The sequence below is a fragment of the Halolactibacillus halophilus genome (genome assembly GCF_900115605.1).
GTDB classification, from domain to species: Bacteria; Bacillota; Bacilli; order Bacillales; family Amphibacillaceae; genus Halolactibacillus; species Halolactibacillus halophilus.
Genome location: NZ_FOXC01000013.1, coordinates 41,626 through 58,351, shown reverse-complemented (window position 1 = coordinate 58,351; position 16,726 = coordinate 41,626). Strand labels below are relative to the sequence as shown.

17 protein-coding genes are annotated in these 16,726 nt (G+C 39.5%); all 17 read right to left on the bottom strand.

Annotated elements, in window-relative coordinates:
• Nucleotides 1-277: 277 nt before the first annotated feature.
• The 17 genes from lhaT to rpsA all read right to left on the bottom strand — a co-directional run bounded on the left by lhaT (nucleotide 278) and on the right by rpsA (nucleotide 16,637).
• Entirely contained in the window at nucleotides 278-880 is a 603-nt protein-coding gene (gene lhaT, locus BM098_RS06410) for a lipoprotein heptaprenylglyceryl N-acetyltransferase LhaT (RefSeq protein ID WP_089831606.1), read from the bottom strand.
• Between the two features lie 13 nt (nucleotides 881-893).
• Entirely contained in the window at nucleotides 894-1,472 is a 579-nt protein-coding gene (locus BM098_RS06405) for a ReoY family proteolytic degradation factor (RefSeq protein WP_089831599.1), read from the bottom strand.
• 44 nt (nucleotides 1,473-1,516) lie between these two features.
• Nucleotides 1,517-2,776 (bottom strand): tetratricopeptide repeat protein, encoded by a 1,260-nt coding sequence (locus tag BM098_RS06400; RefSeq protein WP_089831597.1) that lies wholly within the window; start codon nucleotides 2,774-2,776, stop codon nucleotides 1,517-1,519.
• Between the two features lie 142 nt (nucleotides 2,777-2,918).
• Nucleotides 2,919-4,208 (bottom strand): 3-phosphoshikimate 1-carboxyvinyltransferase, encoded by a 1,290-nt coding sequence (gene aroA / locus BM098_RS06395; RefSeq protein ID WP_089831595.1) that lies wholly within the window; start codon nucleotides 4,206-4,208, stop codon nucleotides 2,919-2,921.
• Nucleotides 4,209-4,221: 13 nt separating this feature from the next.
• Nucleotides 4,222-5,319: a prephenate dehydrogenase gene (locus tag BM098_RS06390; protein ID WP_089831593.1), complete on the bottom strand. Its 1,098-nt coding sequence runs from the start codon at nucleotides 5,317-5,319 to the stop codon at nucleotides 4,222-4,224.
• A complete protein-coding gene (gene hisC, locus BM098_RS06385; protein ID WP_089831591.1) occupies nucleotides 5,316-6,422 on the bottom strand; it encodes a histidinol-phosphate transaminase in 1,107 nt (368 codons plus the stop codon). Before hisC ends, BM098_RS06390 begins: the two co-directional genes overlap by 4 nt.
• Nucleotides 6,422-6,799, bottom strand: coding sequence for a chorismate mutase (gene aroH, locus BM098_RS06380; RefSeq protein ID WP_089831589.1), 378 nt, complete (start codon nucleotides 6,797-6,799; stop codon nucleotides 6,422-6,424). Before aroH ends, hisC begins: the two co-directional genes overlap by 1 nt.
• On the bottom strand, nucleotides 6,796-7,875 hold the full coding sequence (aroB, locus tag BM098_RS06375) for a 3-dehydroquinate synthase (RefSeq protein ID WP_089831587.1): 1,080 nt from the start codon (nucleotides 7,873-7,875) through the stop codon (nucleotides 6,796-6,798). Before aroB ends, aroH begins: the two co-directional genes overlap by 4 nt.
• Complete coding sequence (gene aroC, locus BM098_RS06370; protein ID WP_089831585.1) at nucleotides 7,875-9,041, bottom strand: chorismate synthase; 1,167 nt, start codon at nucleotides 9,039-9,041, stop codon at nucleotides 7,875-7,877. The genes aroB and aroC overlap by 1 nt, the downstream gene beginning before the upstream one ends.
• Nucleotides 9,042-9,179: 138 nt before the next feature.
• Nucleotides 9,180-9,968: a CheR family methyltransferase gene (locus BM098_RS06365; RefSeq protein ID WP_089831583.1), complete on the bottom strand. Its 789-nt coding sequence runs from the start codon at nucleotides 9,966-9,968 to the stop codon at nucleotides 9,180-9,182.
• 21 nt (nucleotides 9,969-9,989) lie between these two features.
• Nucleotides 9,990-11,288, bottom strand: coding sequence for a polyprenyl synthetase family protein (locus BM098_RS06360; RefSeq protein ID WP_089831581.1), 1,299 nt, complete (start codon nucleotides 11,286-11,288; stop codon nucleotides 9,990-9,992).
• Nucleotides 11,257-11,466, bottom strand: a complete 210-nt coding sequence (mtrB, locus tag BM098_RS06355) for a trp RNA-binding attenuation protein MtrB (RefSeq protein WP_234987433.1) — start codon at nucleotides 11,464-11,466, stop codon at nucleotides 11,257-11,259. Before mtrB ends, BM098_RS06360 begins: the two co-directional genes overlap by 32 nt.
• Before the next feature lie 89 nt (nucleotides 11,467-11,555).
• Nucleotides 11,556-11,828 carry an HU family DNA-binding protein gene (locus BM098_RS06350; RefSeq protein ID WP_062319305.1) on the bottom strand — a complete coding sequence of 91 codons (273 nt, stop codon included), beginning with the start codon at nucleotides 11,826-11,828 and terminating at the stop codon, nucleotides 11,556-11,558.
• 395 nt (nucleotides 11,829-12,223) lie between these two features.
• Nucleotides 12,224-12,457 carry a hypothetical protein gene (locus BM098_RS06340; protein ID WP_089831575.1) on the bottom strand — a complete coding sequence of 78 codons (234 nt, stop codon included), beginning with the start codon at nucleotides 12,455-12,457 and terminating at the stop codon, nucleotides 12,224-12,226.
• A 266-nt stretch (nucleotides 12,458-12,723) separates the two neighbouring features.
• A complete protein-coding gene (locus BM098_RS06335; protein WP_089831573.1) occupies nucleotides 12,724-13,773 on the bottom strand; it encodes an NAD(P)H-dependent glycerol-3-phosphate dehydrogenase in 1,050 nt (349 codons plus the stop codon).
• A gap of 11 nt (nucleotides 13,774-13,784) precedes the next feature.
• Nucleotides 13,785-15,095: a ribosome biogenesis GTPase Der gene (der, locus tag BM098_RS06330; protein ID WP_089831570.1), complete on the bottom strand. Its 1,311-nt coding sequence runs from the start codon at nucleotides 15,093-15,095 to the stop codon at nucleotides 13,785-13,787.
• Nucleotides 15,096-15,488: 393 nt separating this feature from the next.
• On the bottom strand, nucleotides 15,489-16,637 hold the full coding sequence (gene rpsA / locus BM098_RS06325) for a 30S ribosomal protein S1 (protein ID WP_089831568.1): 1,149 nt from the start codon (nucleotides 16,635-16,637) through the stop codon (nucleotides 15,489-15,491).
• Nucleotides 16,638-16,726 lie beyond the last annotated feature (89 nt).

Genomic DNA, 16,726 nt, shown 5'->3' with positions numbered 1-16,726 from the left:
AATACCATTAAAAAAATGAAAAATAATTTAAAGCTATCCAGAAAAGCAAAATAGTACTCACTTTTTCAAAAGCGAAAAAACTCTCTAAACCCCTGAAAAATAAGGGGTTAGAGAGTTTTTGTTTTAATTAAGTGTCAAACTCGAGATAATCAGACATCTAGCGTTCTCCTCTCTAGTCTAGACAATTTTTCAGAAAACAGCAAATTTAATGACAAAGCTATCATCATTGTACAAAAAAAGACAACCATTTTCAATCAAGAAAACAGTTGTCTTTTGCCTAGCCTCTAACAATACGTTGTAATGACGCTGTTTTTTTATGCTGCATCAAATAATAGACAAGATAAACACTAATTAAACTGAGCCAAAACGTAAAGTAAGCAATCGCTGGTGTATAGTCTATTAAAGAGCGATAAGACGGCATCATCCCGTACACATAATCAATAAAATCATTGTGCAGTGTCCAAATCAAGACGATGATCAAATGCTTTATTTTAAAGCGGTAGAACGGCAGATATAAAAGACCTTGTACCGCCATTGCCCCGTGAGAAAAGATTAACATGTAGCCTGCTGGTGATAAATAACCCGTTGTCACTAACATCAATACATTCATCACAACGGCCCATACACCGTATTTAAACAGGGTCACAACGGCTAACGCTTCAACGAGCGGCCATGACTTATTCAGTAGTAATAGCACGAGAAAGATTGTGAAAAACAAACTCGCCGTTGGTGAGTCAGGAACAAACAACAAAAACCGTGACGGTGTTTGTTCCAGTTGCGGGCCATACCAGATGTAGCCATAAATCGTGCCCAAAAAATTAATAATAAGTAAAATGATTAAAAATAATCGCTGCTTTAATAAAGCATATAAATAAGTTATCACACGTTCTCCCTCACTTTTTATTTAACGGCGTTGAATCCAGCACGGAGTGCTTATCTTCCGTTAAATAATGGGTTAATTGCTCAGACAACACTTGGAATTGATCCAAATCTCCTTCATCTAAGCAACGATCAATCTCTTTTCTAAGCCACGTTTCATAACCAACCGATAATGTCTGATTAAGCAAGGCATCAATGGTTTGTTTATCTGATTCATTCAAGTAGTAATCGTCAGGGATAAACGGGTTATCTTCTAATACACGGTGATAGTCCAAACTTCGTTTGACACCAAGAAAACTTAGCTCAATATAGAGCGGCTCATCTTTATTTAACCGGATATCATGAAAGGCTTTATCCACCTCGGTTGTGACGAGATGATTTTTATAAAATTTAAACGCTGGCTTGTTTGCACCTTCCGCTGATATTAAAATTCCCCGCGGAGCGTACTGCACATCATAGACAAAGTGTACCTGAGTCAATAAACTTTCCTCACGCATTAAAAAATGCAGCAAATAAAGACTATCGCGTTGCTTCACTTGATGTCGATTTAGAAACCAGTGAAGACATGCTTTTTTAGCTTGTATAGATACCATTACTTTCTCACCTTCTCTGTTAAAGGTTTGTAAAAACCGTTCATTTAACGCGTAGAATCACTTAAACGTTCAAGATAATTTTCAATCTCATAATCAGTTACGTCAAAGGACAAATAGCGCTCAAACACAGCTTTTGCTTCAGCGTGCTTCCCTTCCTCAACAAGGAAGAAACCATAAGCTTTTAAGAAATCAAGGTCATCTTTAAAATCAGGGTAAGCTTTTTGATAAGCTTCAAGTGCTTGGGCAAAATCTTCTGTTTCTTCATAAGCTTTGGCAAGTTCCCATAAATAATAACTATCTTCTTCGCCTTGGTCTATTATGTGCGTGATGAGCTCAATAACCGCTTCCTCATCACCATCTTCTCGGTAATTTTCAATTAAGAAAAGCACCGCTTCTTTATAACCGACATCAACCGCAACAGATTCTCTTGCATATTGATAACTGTTTTCCTTTTCACCATTTCGACGAGCGAGCCCTGCTGTTGTGAGCAACAACTCCTTATTCAGTGGTAAAAAGTCAAGACCACGCTTACTAATCGCATAGGCTTCTGTTAACATTCCCTCTTCTTCATAAATGTCAGCCAGTTGTGGATAGACAGATGGGTATTCCGGTTCTAAATCAATCAAGCTTTCCCACGCTTTAATCGCAATATCATTCCGATGTGCTTGGCTTGCGACAAAGCCATATCTAAATAGTGTTTCTTCATCGTCATGGTCAAACTGACTATAATGCTCTAAAGCAGATTCGAACTCGCCTACTTGGGCGAAACATTCGGCTAATCGGTTATCAATTGAGACGTCTGCGATCATGTCTTTCTCTTGTTTTAGTTTTTGATAGTGCGGAATCGCTTTTTGATATTCACCATTAGAAAAAGCAAGCTCTGCCCGGGCAAAATCAATTAACAGCTCGTTGGGTGCTAGTTGTTTAGCGGTTAAAAGCTTATGTTCCGCTACTTCAAATAACCCTTGTGTTTGATAGAGATCGGCTTGTGTCAATAAACTCTCCAAATAATGTGGATCGTTCGCATCAATCTGATTTAGCAGTGTTAAAGCTGCTTCATCATCTTCTAAGTCAATATAAATTTCACTTAACACGAGTTTAATTTCCGTCTCTTCGGGATATTTTGTATAAAGTCGCTCTAAAATATCTTTCGCTTCTGGCAATAAACCGAGTTGAATGTATAAATCACTAATAACGAATTGTTCATCATCGTTTGCTTCTGGTAAAAAATCTGACAGAATCTGTAATGCTTCTTCGTTTTGATTTTGTTCGATCAGTTGAATTGCTTGATAAATCTCTTCCATTAGTCACTGCCCCTTTGTTTTTTAACCCTGTTATCAACAGAATAAAAAATCGAATAGTACTATCATACAAAAGATTCAGCTGAAGTTCAATAAAAACGCCAAGCTAGCATCGTTACTAGCTTGGCGTTACATCTTTATCCATTTATCGTTTAAGCGTTTCTAAATGCTCAAAGAATGACGGGTAAGACACGTTAATCGCGTCTTTATCGGTGAGCGTTGTCTCACCTGTCGCGATGAGTGACGCAATGGCAATCATCATACCAATACGGTGGTCACCATGAGAATCAGCTGTAGCACCGTTGAGTGTTTGACCACCTTCAATAATCATCCCGTCAGCCGTCGGTTCTATCTGACACCCAAATTGGCGTAACGTGGCGACGACACTATCGATGCGGTCCGTTTCTTTAAAGCGCAGTTCTTCGGCATCTTTAATTATTGTTTGACCTTCTGCCTGTGTGGCGAGTAGAGCAAGAATTGGAATTTCATCGATCATGCTCGGAATAATAGCCCCTTCAATAATCGCGCCTTTAAGTGGCTGATAAGATACCATCACATCACCAATGATTTCTCCACCGATGTTTGTTGTTTCTTTAATGTCAAGGTGTGCACCCATTAACTGAATAGCTGCTAGAATACCGGTACGTGTTGGATTTAATCCAACATCTTTTAAAGTCACTTTACTTCCCTTAACAATCAAGGCGGCGACAATAAAAAAGGCCGCTGATGAAATGTCACGCGGGACTTGAATCGTTGTGCCTGTGAGTGTTTGTTTACCCTCAACCTCAATTGCCAAACCGTTGACAACAACCTTCGCACCAAAGGCTCGTAACATATTTTCTGTGTGGTCTCGTGTTTTTATAGACTCAATGACCGTGGTCGTTCCGTTTGCTAAAAGACCGGCCAAAAGGACGCCTGATTTTACTTGCGCACTTTTTACTTGTGGTTTAAACGTAATCGCCGATAGGGTTTGTCCACGTACCGCTAGGGGTAAATACTTCCCTTCTTCTCGACCATCAATTCTAGCCCCCATCTCACGCAAGGGAATGGCCACTCGGTCCATCGGTCGTTTGGTTAATGACTCATCACCAAATACGGTCGTATGAAAAGGCAAGCCGCTTAGTACCCCTAACAATAGTCGCGCCGTGGTACCAGAGTTGCCTAAATCAATTGGGACAGTCGGTTCATTGAGATGTTTATAACCTCGGCTTTCAATTTGTACATGCTCGCCATCTTGCGTAATCTGAACGCCCATCGATTCGAATGCTTTTATTGTTGTTAAACAATCGTCTCCGGTTAAAAAATTTGTAATGTCTGTTTTACCCTTCGCCAGTGAGCCAAAAAACACAGCACGGTGAGAAATCGACTTATCACCAGGCACAAAACAGTCACCAATTAGTGCTGTGGTCGTTGGTTGCAGTACGATATCGCTCAAAAGTAACCCTCCTTTAATCTTCTAACATCGTTTCATAGCCATGCTGAATAAGTAAGCGATGACTCATTAACTGATCGTCTTTAGAAACAAAACTTAACCGTAAAACCCCGGTGATGCCTTCTCTTACTTCGAGGATTTCAATATTTTTAATACTAATCTCCGCTTCAGCAAGTAAGGTAACAACCTTTTTTAATGCACCCGGTTGGTCAAAAATATCGACATAAACATCGTAAAATGACATCAATGCCCCGCGTCCTTTACGGTCAAGCCCATCACGGTACTTTTTAGCCTGGTCTAAGTAGCTATGCATCGCGTCAGATTCATCGCTGTCTAACATGTGATAGAGCTGTTTCATTTCTTCAATCCAATCTTTCAATAACCGTTTAATCACCGTCTTATTCTGAAATAAAATATCTTGCCACATTTGTGGATTGCTTGAAGCAATCCGGGTAATATCTCGGAACCCACCGGCAGCAAGCGTCGGTATTGTTGGATGTTTCTCTTGCCACTTTTCTGCTTGGTGGACTAAACTTGAGGCAATCAAGTGCGGAAAATGCGAAATCACCGACGTCATTTCATCGTGTTCTTCACCGTCTAACTCGATAAACTTCGCTTTTGTTGAAGCAAGCAGTTCCTCTAACCGTAACACATCCGTCTCTGTCACACTCTTTGTCTTTGTCAGAACATAAATAGCATTTTCAAATAAATGTTCTTTCGCTGCCTCGACGCCGCGTTTGTGCGAACCTGCCATTGGGTGCCCACCAACAAAGTGGACCTGCGGATTTGTTAATTGTTCCGCCTGTTTTAATACCGACTGTTTAACTGAACTAACATCAGTCACTAACACATCTTTTGTTAGCGTAATTGTATTTAAGTCTTCGATTAATTGACACGTCACAGATACTGGACATGATAAAATCACAACCTCAGCTTTTTGTACCGCCGTTTCAAAATCCGTATAGGTTTCGTGAACGAGACCTTTCGCTTTGGCATACTGCAAGGTTTTTGGGTCATGATCATAGCCTAATAGCGTATGATCAGTATGTGACGTTAAATTAAGCGCCAACGACCCACCAATTAACCCAAGACCTGCAACTAAGACGCGTGTCATTCGCCTTCTTCCTTTGCGATCGTACCTAAGAACGTACGAATATGTTGTTGCATCATGTCCATATCAGTTTTTTCACCAATCGTAATTCTGACACTATTCGGGATACCTAATGCTTCTCCAGATCGAATAATGAAACCTTTACTAAGTAAGTAATCAAACAGCTCATCACCTGAGACTGGTAGCTTCACTAAGACAAAGTTTGTTTCACTGTCATAGTAATCAAGTTCCATTTCATCTAAGAACTGAATAAATGTCTGTTTATTTTTAATCGTTTCACTAACGGTACGTTTAATAAACTCTTGGTCGCGATAAGCCTCTGTTGCGGCAAATTGCGCAAGTTTAGTTGTATTAAACGGACCACGGGCAATATTTAACACATTAGCGACCGCTAAGTCACATACACCAAAACCGACCCGTAAACCAGCTAGACCATAAGCTTTAGAAAATGTACGCAATACAACTAAGTTAGGGTAGGTGTTAATATAACTTAAACTATCAGGCGCATCATCGCGATTAATATATTCGTAATAAGCTTCATCCATAACAACGATGATATCTTCTGGTACCACTTCTAAGAAGCGTTCAAGTGAAGGCTGATTGATGATACAACCTGTTGGGTTGTTAGGTGAACAAAGCCAAATGACACGCGTATCATCATCTATCACGTCTAGCATCCCTTGTAAGTCATGGTAGCCATTAAGTAATGGCACTTCTTTAATATCCGCCCCTTGAATCAAGGCATTGTGTTTATATTGAGGGAATGTTGGTGTTGCCATGATTGTATTCGTACCTTTTTCTAAATACACACGACAAATAATATCAATCACTTCATCCGAGCCACAACCAAACACAAGCTGATCAAAATCGACAGCTAAATCCGTACTGATGACGTCACGTAAAACAGTGGCATAGCCATCTGGGTAAATTTCGAAGTGATTAGCTGACTCTGTTACAACTTGGTCAACTTTTTCTGAATAGCCAAACGGATTCTCATTAGAGGCTAATTTAACAATTCTATCTAAGCCTAATTCTTTTTTTACTTCTTCTACTTGTTTCCCCGGTTTATAAGGGGACATTTGATTAAATACTTGTTTATGCTTCATTATTTTCCCTCCGCATTCTCTACTAAGTCCGGTCGCAATGATACCGCTTGTTCTTGATAGACATGAACAATGTCTGGTTGGTCTTTATCTGTATTCACTGACAGCATAAGACGAATACATAGCGGCAGACCATTTGGCACATTGATTTCTTTCATACACATGACCGGCACAAACACCCATCCCTGTTTCTCTCTAATTGGACGGGCCGGAAAGGCTTGGTCAATATCATCGGTAACCGACACAAACACATGGGCTACATCTTCTGGTTTAATATCATTTTTTTCGATTAAGGTCTCGAGTAACACTTTTGTTTTTTCATATATCTCTGATTGCTTGTTTTGATTGACAGTTGTTGCGCCGCGAATCCCTCGAATCATCTTATCACCATCTTTTCTAAAAAGGCTTCTAATTGTTGACGAAGAGAACGATCTTCCATATCAATAATGACTGGCTCTCCTAGTGTTTTTAACAGCACCATTTTGATTGTCTGATTCTTGGTTTTTTTATCTCGTTTCATGCGCGTCATTAATTGATTGACACTAAGTCGCGGTAACGTAAGTGGATAATCATTACGCTTTAACCAGTTATGAAAAGCTTCAATTGGTAAGGTAACTGAAAAATATTGCTCGCTCAGTTCCATCGCAAATAACATGCCAATTGCCACAGCCTCTCCATGTGTCATTTTACCATATCCAAGTTCAGACTCAATCGCATGACCAAGTGTATGACCAAAGTTAAGGAATTGACGAATATTTGCTTCTTTTTCATCCCTCTCAACAATGGCCGCCTTCACATTAATCCCATGGATTAAATCGCGAATAAGCGTCGCATCAGATAAGGATTCATCTAACGTGACGGGCTTAATTTGCTCCCAGAATGGCGGGGTATGGATCATACTATGCTTTGCAATTTCGGCGTATCCAGAGCGAATTTCTTGAAATGGGATCGTTTGTAATGTTTCGACATCATAAAGGACGGCCACCGGCGGATAAAACGCACCAATAAGATTTTTTCCAAGCGGGTGATTGATTGCCACTTTACCACCGACACTCGAATCATGCGCTAAAATGGTGGTAGGCATTTGAATATAATCAATACCTCGTAAATAACTAGCCGCCACAAAGCCGGCTAAATCACCAATCATTCCCCCACCTAAGGCAATCACCAGGCCATCGCGATCGACACCTGCTTCAATTAACTGCGTCATTAAATCAAAATAGACGCGACTACTTTTTGATTCCTCACCTGCTGGGACGATAGAATAGGATACATGATAGTTAGCTTTAAGAGCATTATAGACGTCATCTAAGTATAGCGGTGCGACATTTGAATCCGTAATAATATAGATGGATGGGTAGTCTTTATTGAGGAAGGACTTCAGCTTAAACCGAAGTCCTTGATCAATCACGACCGGATAATCGTGTGTACTTGTTTTTATCGTTAATTGTTCCATTAGAAGCACCGTACTTCTTCACGATAGTCATCAAAGGCTGCTTTTAATTTTTTGAATTGATCATTTGGGAACTGTTCTAAAACGGCTTTAGCAATCTCAAACGCCACAACATGTTCCATTACAACCGCTGCCGCTGGTACTGCACAAGAATCTGAGCGCTCAATACTAGCATTAAAAACTTCTTTTGATTCAATATCAACAGACTGTAAAGGTTTATACAATGTTGGAATAGGCTTCATGACCCCACGCACAACAATAGGCATACCCGATGTCATACCGCCTTCAAAGCCACCTAAGTTATTCGTTCGACGACTAAAGCCTGTCTCTTCTGACCAAATGATTTCATCATGGACTTTTGAACCCGGACGTCGACTTGCTTCAAAACCAATCCCGAATTCGACACCTTTAAAAGCATTAATCGACTGTACCGCAAAAGCTAAACGGGCGTCGAGTTTACGATCATAATGCACATAAGAGCCAATACCAGCTGGTAAGCCTTCGACAACGACTTCACAAATACCACCAATCGAGTCGCCATCTTTTTTCGCCTGATCAATCGCATCACGCATTGGCTGTTCGACATCCTTATCAAGTACACGCACGTCAGAGGCTTCTGATTTTTCAATTTTTTCATCTATCGTTAACGCCGGTTGATATTTTGCTGTAATACCCGCAATTTCATGGACATAACCGACAATTTTCACTCCAAGGTGATTAAGCAACGTTTTAGCTACTGCACCTGCCGCTACGCGCGCACCTGTTTCTCGTGCCGATGAACGCTCTAAAATATTACGCATATCGCGGTGGCCATATTTCATTGCCCCATTTAAGTCGGCATGACCTGGACGTGGACGTGTGACCGTCCGTCTAATTGCTTGATCAAGATCAATTGGGTCTTCTCCCATAATGTCTTCCCAATGTTTAAAGTCGTCATTTTTTACGACCATCGCAATTGGCGAACCGAGTGTGTAACCGTGGCGAACACCACCACAAATATCAACAAGGTCTTTTTCAATTTGCATCCGTTTTCCACGACCATAACCTTTTTGTCGTCTTAATAGTGATTCATTTATATTTTCTGATGTCAGGGGCATCCCTGCTGGTAAACCTTCTACAATTGTTGTTAGTTGTTTACCATGGGACTCTCCTGCCGTTAAGTATCTCATAATCCGTCTCCCCCAAAAGTTATTTTTAAATTAATATAACATACCTTTTAACTGTTGTGTGTGATAAATTGATAGATTATTCTTTTTTTTCGCACTTTTAAAGAACTCTAACAAAAATGGAGTAGTGGGCTACTCCATTTATAACTTCGGTATACTATTTACTTTCTGATAAAAAAAGGTGTCTAAAACTTTGAATTGATAACGTTCCGGACTAAAAATCTGTTCGGTACTTCCGACAAAGAAAATCGCATTATCTTTTAATGCACCAGAAAATTTATGATAAATCGCCTGTTTTGCTTCTTCAGTAAAATAAATCATCACATTACGACAAACAATCAAATCGAAATTTTTTGGATACGGATCTTCAAGTAAATTATGCTTCTTAAACGTGATTGCTTTTTTTAGGGCTGGATCAATATGATATACATTTTGATCAAAGTTAAAATAACGTTTTTTTAGTGATTCAGGTACTTCTTTTAACGCACGCTCAGTATAAATCCCTTCTCTTGCGCGAGCTAAAATCTTTTCATCTAAATCTGTCGCAAGAATCTCAACATGTTTTAAATCCATATGTTGACTGAGCAACATCGCCAGTGTGTATGGTTCATCTCCCGATGAACAAGCGGCACTCCAAACTTTAAACGTTTGATTCGATTTAATTCTCTCTGGCAGAATCTTTTTATCTAATACATCCCAACGAGCTTTATTTCTAAAAAACTCTGATACATTGATTGTCATTTTATCGAGAAACTCATGTAGCAGTGCTTCGTCTGCCTTTAATGCCACATGATAGTCCATAAACGTCTTATACCCTCGTTTATCTCTTAACGATGTTAAGCGTCGTTTCATCTGTACTTCTTTATAGAGCTTTAAATCTATCCCTGTTTGCTTGTAAATAGCTTCCACAAATGTTTGATAATCTGACATCTTCATTCCTCTTTCCTCTCATCACCGTGTGCGTTTATAAAGGGTCGTCGTGTAAAAAAATAGTTCGCGTTGATTAATCTCTGACGGAAGCTTTCGTAAATGGTTTAGGGCGCGTTCAATATATCGGTGCGCCAGCCTATTCGACTGGTTGACACCATCGTTTGCACGCACTAGCGTATAATACCCATTTTTTTGATCGCTTAACACCGGTTTACCGAGCGCCTCTTCCGTAGATTGATAATCAATTACATCATCCTTCAATTGATAAGCCATGCCAATGTTATAACCACTCCGGCGATAATGCATTAAGGTATAGGTATCATATCCAGATAAGTAACCCGCTAAGTACATAATACTTTCAACAAACAATGCCGTTTTATCACGGATCACTTTTAAGTAGCGATACAATAAAACGTCAGTGTTACGTTGATTAGCTTGTTGTTTTACTTCTCCTGAGACCATCTGATAAAACAAACGACCAAACACACGATGAACTTCTCTATCCTCTATATCGGCAAGTATCAACAAACTTTGAGTAAAAACAGCATTCCCCATATGTAAAGCGATAAAAGGATTAAATCTTTCATGTAATGTCTGTTGGTGACGTCTGATATTTGCCCCGTCAATAATATCATCATGAATCAAGCTAGCTAAGTGAATGCCTTCAATGGCAACCCCGATGGCAATAGCCTCTGAGTGTTTAAGCTGACGTTTTGATAAGGCATGATAAAATAACGTGAGACGTATCTGTTTTCCACCTGCGGTTATTAACGACCGTAACGCTTTATTTTGCTCGTCATTAAATATTAAACACTGTGACAACATCGCCGATTGAACTTGTTGTTTATATGTATCGAGCGTTTCATCAAATAATTGCATGTGCGATGCTTTCGGTGGCAATGGATAGTGAAGTATCGTTTGTTGCCATAACAAGTTAAAATAATCGCATGCTGAGAGTGGTGCTTGTTGATTTGAAGTATTCGCTAAGTATGAAACTTGAAGTGCGCTTAATAGTATTTTTAAAGTGCCTAGCGAATGATTTTGAGTCATGTAGCGATAAAAGAGGCTACTGTAGTAATCACCTTGTAAGACAGAAGATGCTAGCGATTGAAGCGGCTGTTGGTGATTATCTTGACTGCGCTTAATGTAGATAGTTGGTATGAGGCAATGAAGAAGGGTGTCTTTATCACAATCATCGAATGAAATAGATTGAAGACACATATGAATCATTGCCTTTTCATCCATCGTCAGTGCCCCTGGCACGACCTCAGACAATAATTGATATACTTTATTGTTGGTCTGGTCGTCCACTTGTAACATCTCCAAAACTTGTCTTAATCTCCGCTCGTCCTTTTACTTTAATTGCTGACGTGTGTTCAGTAAATTGAACGACGAGAACTTCCCCTTCATCCAACTTCTCTGAATGATGAAACTTTGTCGCTTGCCCGCGGGTTAACCCAATGACTTGTACACCATCTTCTAAAGCTTTGATCATCATATAATCTTGGTCCACATTACCCACCCTCTCATTTTAGATGTAAAAAGAGGATGCAGAAAGCTGCATCCTCTTAGTAGCCCTATGTAACATTATTTTACGATATCTTTAAGGGCTTTACCTGGTTTAAAAGCAGGTACTTTGCTTGCTGGGATTTCAATCTCAGCACCAGTTTGTGGGTTGCGGCCTTTACGAGCTGCACGGTCACGTACTTCAAAGTTACCAAAACCAATTAGTTGTACTTTTTCACCATCTTTAAGTGAATCCATGATTGATTCAAAAACTGCATCAACAGCTTTAGTTGCGTCTTTTTTAGAAAGTTCGCTTTTTTCAGCTACAGCATTAATTAGATCTGTCTTGTTCATGATATTCACCTCCTCCCGCATTTAAATTCATGAAGCATGAGAATTTAAATGGTGTTTAATCCATTCGCTCACAAGTTTCTGCAATTCTATACTTCTGTCACAAACAAATCGGTGACAAGCCTTATAATATACGACTTTTACCATAAATTCAACAAAAATCGAAAGAAAGAATGAAAAATAACCCATTATCGTTAATTTTAAACCATTATTTACCTTTATCCGCGCGTTTTCATTCATTTCTCCCGAGATAAAGGCGCTTGCCACCTCACCATAGTTTAAATTCATACACTGTTTTCCCTCTTGTTTAAGTTTAAAACCTACGCGACAAATTTTTTAAACAATTAAAGAAAAAATAAGCGAACCCCAAATAGTGATTGAACAAGACATGACCGGTATTATTCATGTTTGCTAGAGGCATAAACCGCATGAATGGCTTCTTCTGCATCTTTTACAATTGTCAAGAGGGCAACACCTATTACACAAAACAACACTACACCTACACTTAAAACGCTTAGAAGCGATGTATCTACCATTGACTTTTGCAAGTTAAGAAGCATGATTAAAACGAGAAAAACAGCCGTTCCAAAGCTCGTATAAGCGACTTTACGCGTTCTTTCAAACCGAATCATTCCCTCACTCCTTATACCATTATGACCTATATTTACCACTTTTATGATAACACACATCCAGAAAAACAACCAAGTAAAAATAATACGTAGGAAGTTGATATACCATTGAATCATCCCCACCTGACATTCTCACGAATGTTTGTGAAAGGGGATTCCATAAGGACGCCCTAAAGCGATAAATAAGCATAAAAAACACCTACGCTTTTTAAATACTCACTAAATAAAAGCGTAGGTGTCGTTATCTTAACTCTATTCAATTAAACACTTTAATTTTCTTGTTTTAAATAATAAGCTTTCAGCATTTCATGAATTTCATCAGTTTCAGGTCGTTTCTGACGCGTCATTAACTGGTCAACCATCGCCTGAGGATCCGCACCTTCAAATAGAATATGATAAATGCCTGAGGTAATCGGCATATCAATCCCTTTTTCTTTTGCCAAGTGATAAGCGGCCTTTGCGGTTCTGACACCTTCAACAACCATGCCCATCTCTTGTAAAATACTATCAAGCGAACCACCTTTAGCAAGAAGATTTCCTGCTCGCCAATTACGGCTATGTTGACTAGTTGACGTGACAATTAAGTCACCAATGCCAGTTAAGCCAATAAAGGTAAGGGGATCCGCTCCCATCGCTGTTCCAAGACGGGCAATCTCTGCGAGTCCGCGCGTGACTAAAGCAGCCTTAGCATTATCACCATAACCTAATCCATCAGAAATCCCCGCTCCTAAAGCGATGATATTCTTAAGTGAGCCACCTAGCTCAACACCGACAACATCTTTATTCGTGTACACTCTAAAGCGATCATTCATAAATAAGTGTTGTGCATGCGTCGCACTTGTCTCTGAAAAAGAGGATGCACTAACCGTCGTTGGTTGTTTAATGCTTACCTCTTCTGCGTGAGACGGGCCAGATAGAACAACAATCTCATCGAAGTAGTTATGTGTCAGCTCTTCTTCCATCATCTCTGACACTCGTTTAAACGTCTCTGGCTCAATCCCTTTAGTACCGTGAATAATCGTCACCTTATGATCTAATACGTTTTTAACTTGTTGGCAGACTGGACGAATCGCTTTTGTTGGTAGAACAAACACAAGCGCCGTCGTGTCTTTTACCGCTTCTGCCAAGTCACTCGTCACCGTCATCGCTTCTGGGATCTCAACGTTATTTAAATAGGCTTTATTATGATGCGTCTCATTCATTTCTTTGGCATGTGACTCTAAATGCGTCCATAACCACACGTCATGTCCGTTATCATTTAAAACGAGTGCAAGCGCCGTTCCCCAACTTCCAGCACCTAAAACAGCTACTTTTTCCATCATCATCCTCCTCAGCTACGTCTGCGGGCAAAGATTTTTATTGGCGTTCCTTCAAATCCAAAAGCATCTCGAATACGATTCTCTAAGAAACGTTCATATGAGAAGTGCATCATTTCAGGATCGTTCACAAATACAACAAATGCAGGTGGCTTGACAGCCACTTGAGTTGCATAAAGAATTTTCAATCGCTTACCATTCATCGTCGGTGTTGGATTCATTGCGACTGCATCCATAATGACATCATTTAAGACGTTAGTTTCCACACGAATGGCATGGTTTTCACTGACTTTTTTCACTTCAGGCATGAGTTTATGCGTACGTTTCTTTGTAAGTGCAGATAAGAAAACAATCGGTGCATAGTCTAAAAACGGGAAGTGCGCACGTACTTTTTCTTCAAAATCTTTCATTGCTTTTTCATCTGACTCAACCGTGTCCCACTTGTTCACAACAATAACAATAGCTTTACCCGCTTGGTGAGCATAGCCGGCAATCTTTTTATCTTGTTCAATGATGCCTTCTTCAGCGTCAATTAACGTTAAGACGACATCTGAGCGTTCAATGGCTTTTAAGGCACGTAAAATACTGTAGCGTTCAGTAGATTCATAAATCTTTCCGCGTTTTCTCATCCCTGCCGTATCAATGATGACATAATCTTGATCATCGCGTTTAAACGGCGTATCAATGGCGTCACGCGTCGTTCCGGCAATGTTACTTACAATGACCCGTTCTTCGTTTAAAATCGCATTAACAAGTGATGATTTACCGACGTTTGGTCGACCAATTAAACTAAAGTAAATCGTATCTTCATCTTTATCTTCTGTCTCAAGAGTTGGGAAATGACCAATGACAGCGTCTAACATATCCCCTAAACCTAAACCGTGGGTACCTGAAATTGGGAATGGTTCGTCAAAGCCAAGGCTATAAAACTCATAAATACTTTCACGCATTTCCGGATTATCTACCTTATTAACAGCGAGGACGACTGGTTTATTTGATTTGTATAAAATCTTCGCAACTTCCTCATCCGCAGCCGTAATTCCTTCGCGTCCATTGACGATAAAGATAATGACATCGGCTTCTCTAATCGCAACATCGGCCTGTTCACGCATCTGGATCAGTAAGGGTTCATCTCCTAATTCGATCCCTCCTGTGTCAATTAAGTTAAATGATGTTGTGAGCCACTCTGCTTGCGAGTATATCCGGTCACGCGTCACCCCTGGTACATCTTCTACAATTGAAATTCTTTCACCAACTAATCGATTAAAAATTGTCGATTTTCCGACATTTGGTCGGCCGACAATAGCTACGGTTGATTTCCTCATGAAAGGTTCATCCTTTCTTTATTTAAAGTTTTGTATTTTAGTCTGTTTCTTATGGTGTTGTCATGCGACCCGTCCACATGAAGATAAGCGGTCCTAACCTCCAAACAAGGCACGACTTCAACTTTCAATAGTGTTGCTATAGTTCCGACATCATCACTAAAAAGCTTATAATCAATAAAAAACTAACTGTTTAAGTTTAGCAAATATCAAACAATTAAACAATCTTTTTCATTGATTTTCACCTGATTCCAGCCATTTAGTGGCGCGTTGGTGCTTTAAGTCCGGTTTTAACGCACACACTCTTTTAAATCATTCCTCTTTAAGTCTCTAACTAAACAAAAAAAGAAGACAAACGAAAAACTCGTCTGCCTCCTTTACTAATGAGGATGTCAATTAATTATTTTTAAATTGATCGAGTTTGTCACCAATCATATCGCTAAATGAAAAACCTTGATCATCATCTTCCTTTTCATATGCTTTTACTTCTTGGTCAACTTGATCATCTTCAAGCTCTTTAATACTGAGAGATAGACGTTTGTCATTTGTGTTCACTTCAAGTACTTTCACTTGTACAGTTTGACCTTCTTCAAGTTTTTCTTGAGGTGTACCAATATGTTCTCGTGAAATTTGTGAAATATGCACGAGACCTTCTACTTGTGGTAAGACTTCAACAAATGCACCGAAGTTAACCAGACGTTTAACAGTTCCCTCAACAACGTCACCTGCTTGAATTTCTTCCGCTACTTTTTCCCACGGTCCAGGTAATGTTTGTTTACGTGATAAAGAAATACGTTCTTGTTCTTTATCAACAGATAGGACTTTTACTTTAATAGCGTCACCTTCACTGACGATGTCACTTGCTTTTTCAACGTGTTCGTGAGCTAACTGTGAAATGTGTACCAAACCATCAATACCACCAAGGTCAACAAATGCGCCAAAGTCTGTTAAACGAGCAACTTTACCTTCTAAAACTTGACCTTCTTCAATTGTATCAAGGACTTGACTCTTTTGTTCTTGTTGTTCGGCTTCAACAACGGCACGGTGTGAAAGAATGACGCGATTTTTTTCGCGATCGAGTTCCGCTACTTTTAGTGTCAATGTTTGACCTTTATATGCATCAAAATCATCAACAAAGTGTGTTTCAACGAGGGATGCTGGAATAAAACCACGCACACCAACATCGACAACTAAACCACCTTTGACAACATCTTTAACCGGTGCTTCAAATACTTCACCTGATTCAAGTTTTGCTTCTAAGTCATCCCATGATTTTTCGCTATCAACGGCACGCTTAGATAAAATCGCACTACCTTCATCATCAATTTTAACAATTTTTAATGTTAATTCATCATCCATATTTACAAGTTCATGAGGTGATTCGATTGGTAGACTTGAAAGTTCTTTAAGCGGTACACGACCATCATCTTTAGAACCGAAAGCAACCAGTACTTCCTTATCTTCAATGGCTACAACTTTCCCCGTAACAATTTCACCTACTTCAAATGTTTTGAAATTTTCTAACTCATTTGTCATTTCATCCATCAAAAAATCCTCCTTCATTTCCAACAAAAATATAACTATTCCTTGTACTAAGTTCTAACATTTTAGCCAATTTGTCAAGTAATATCCAT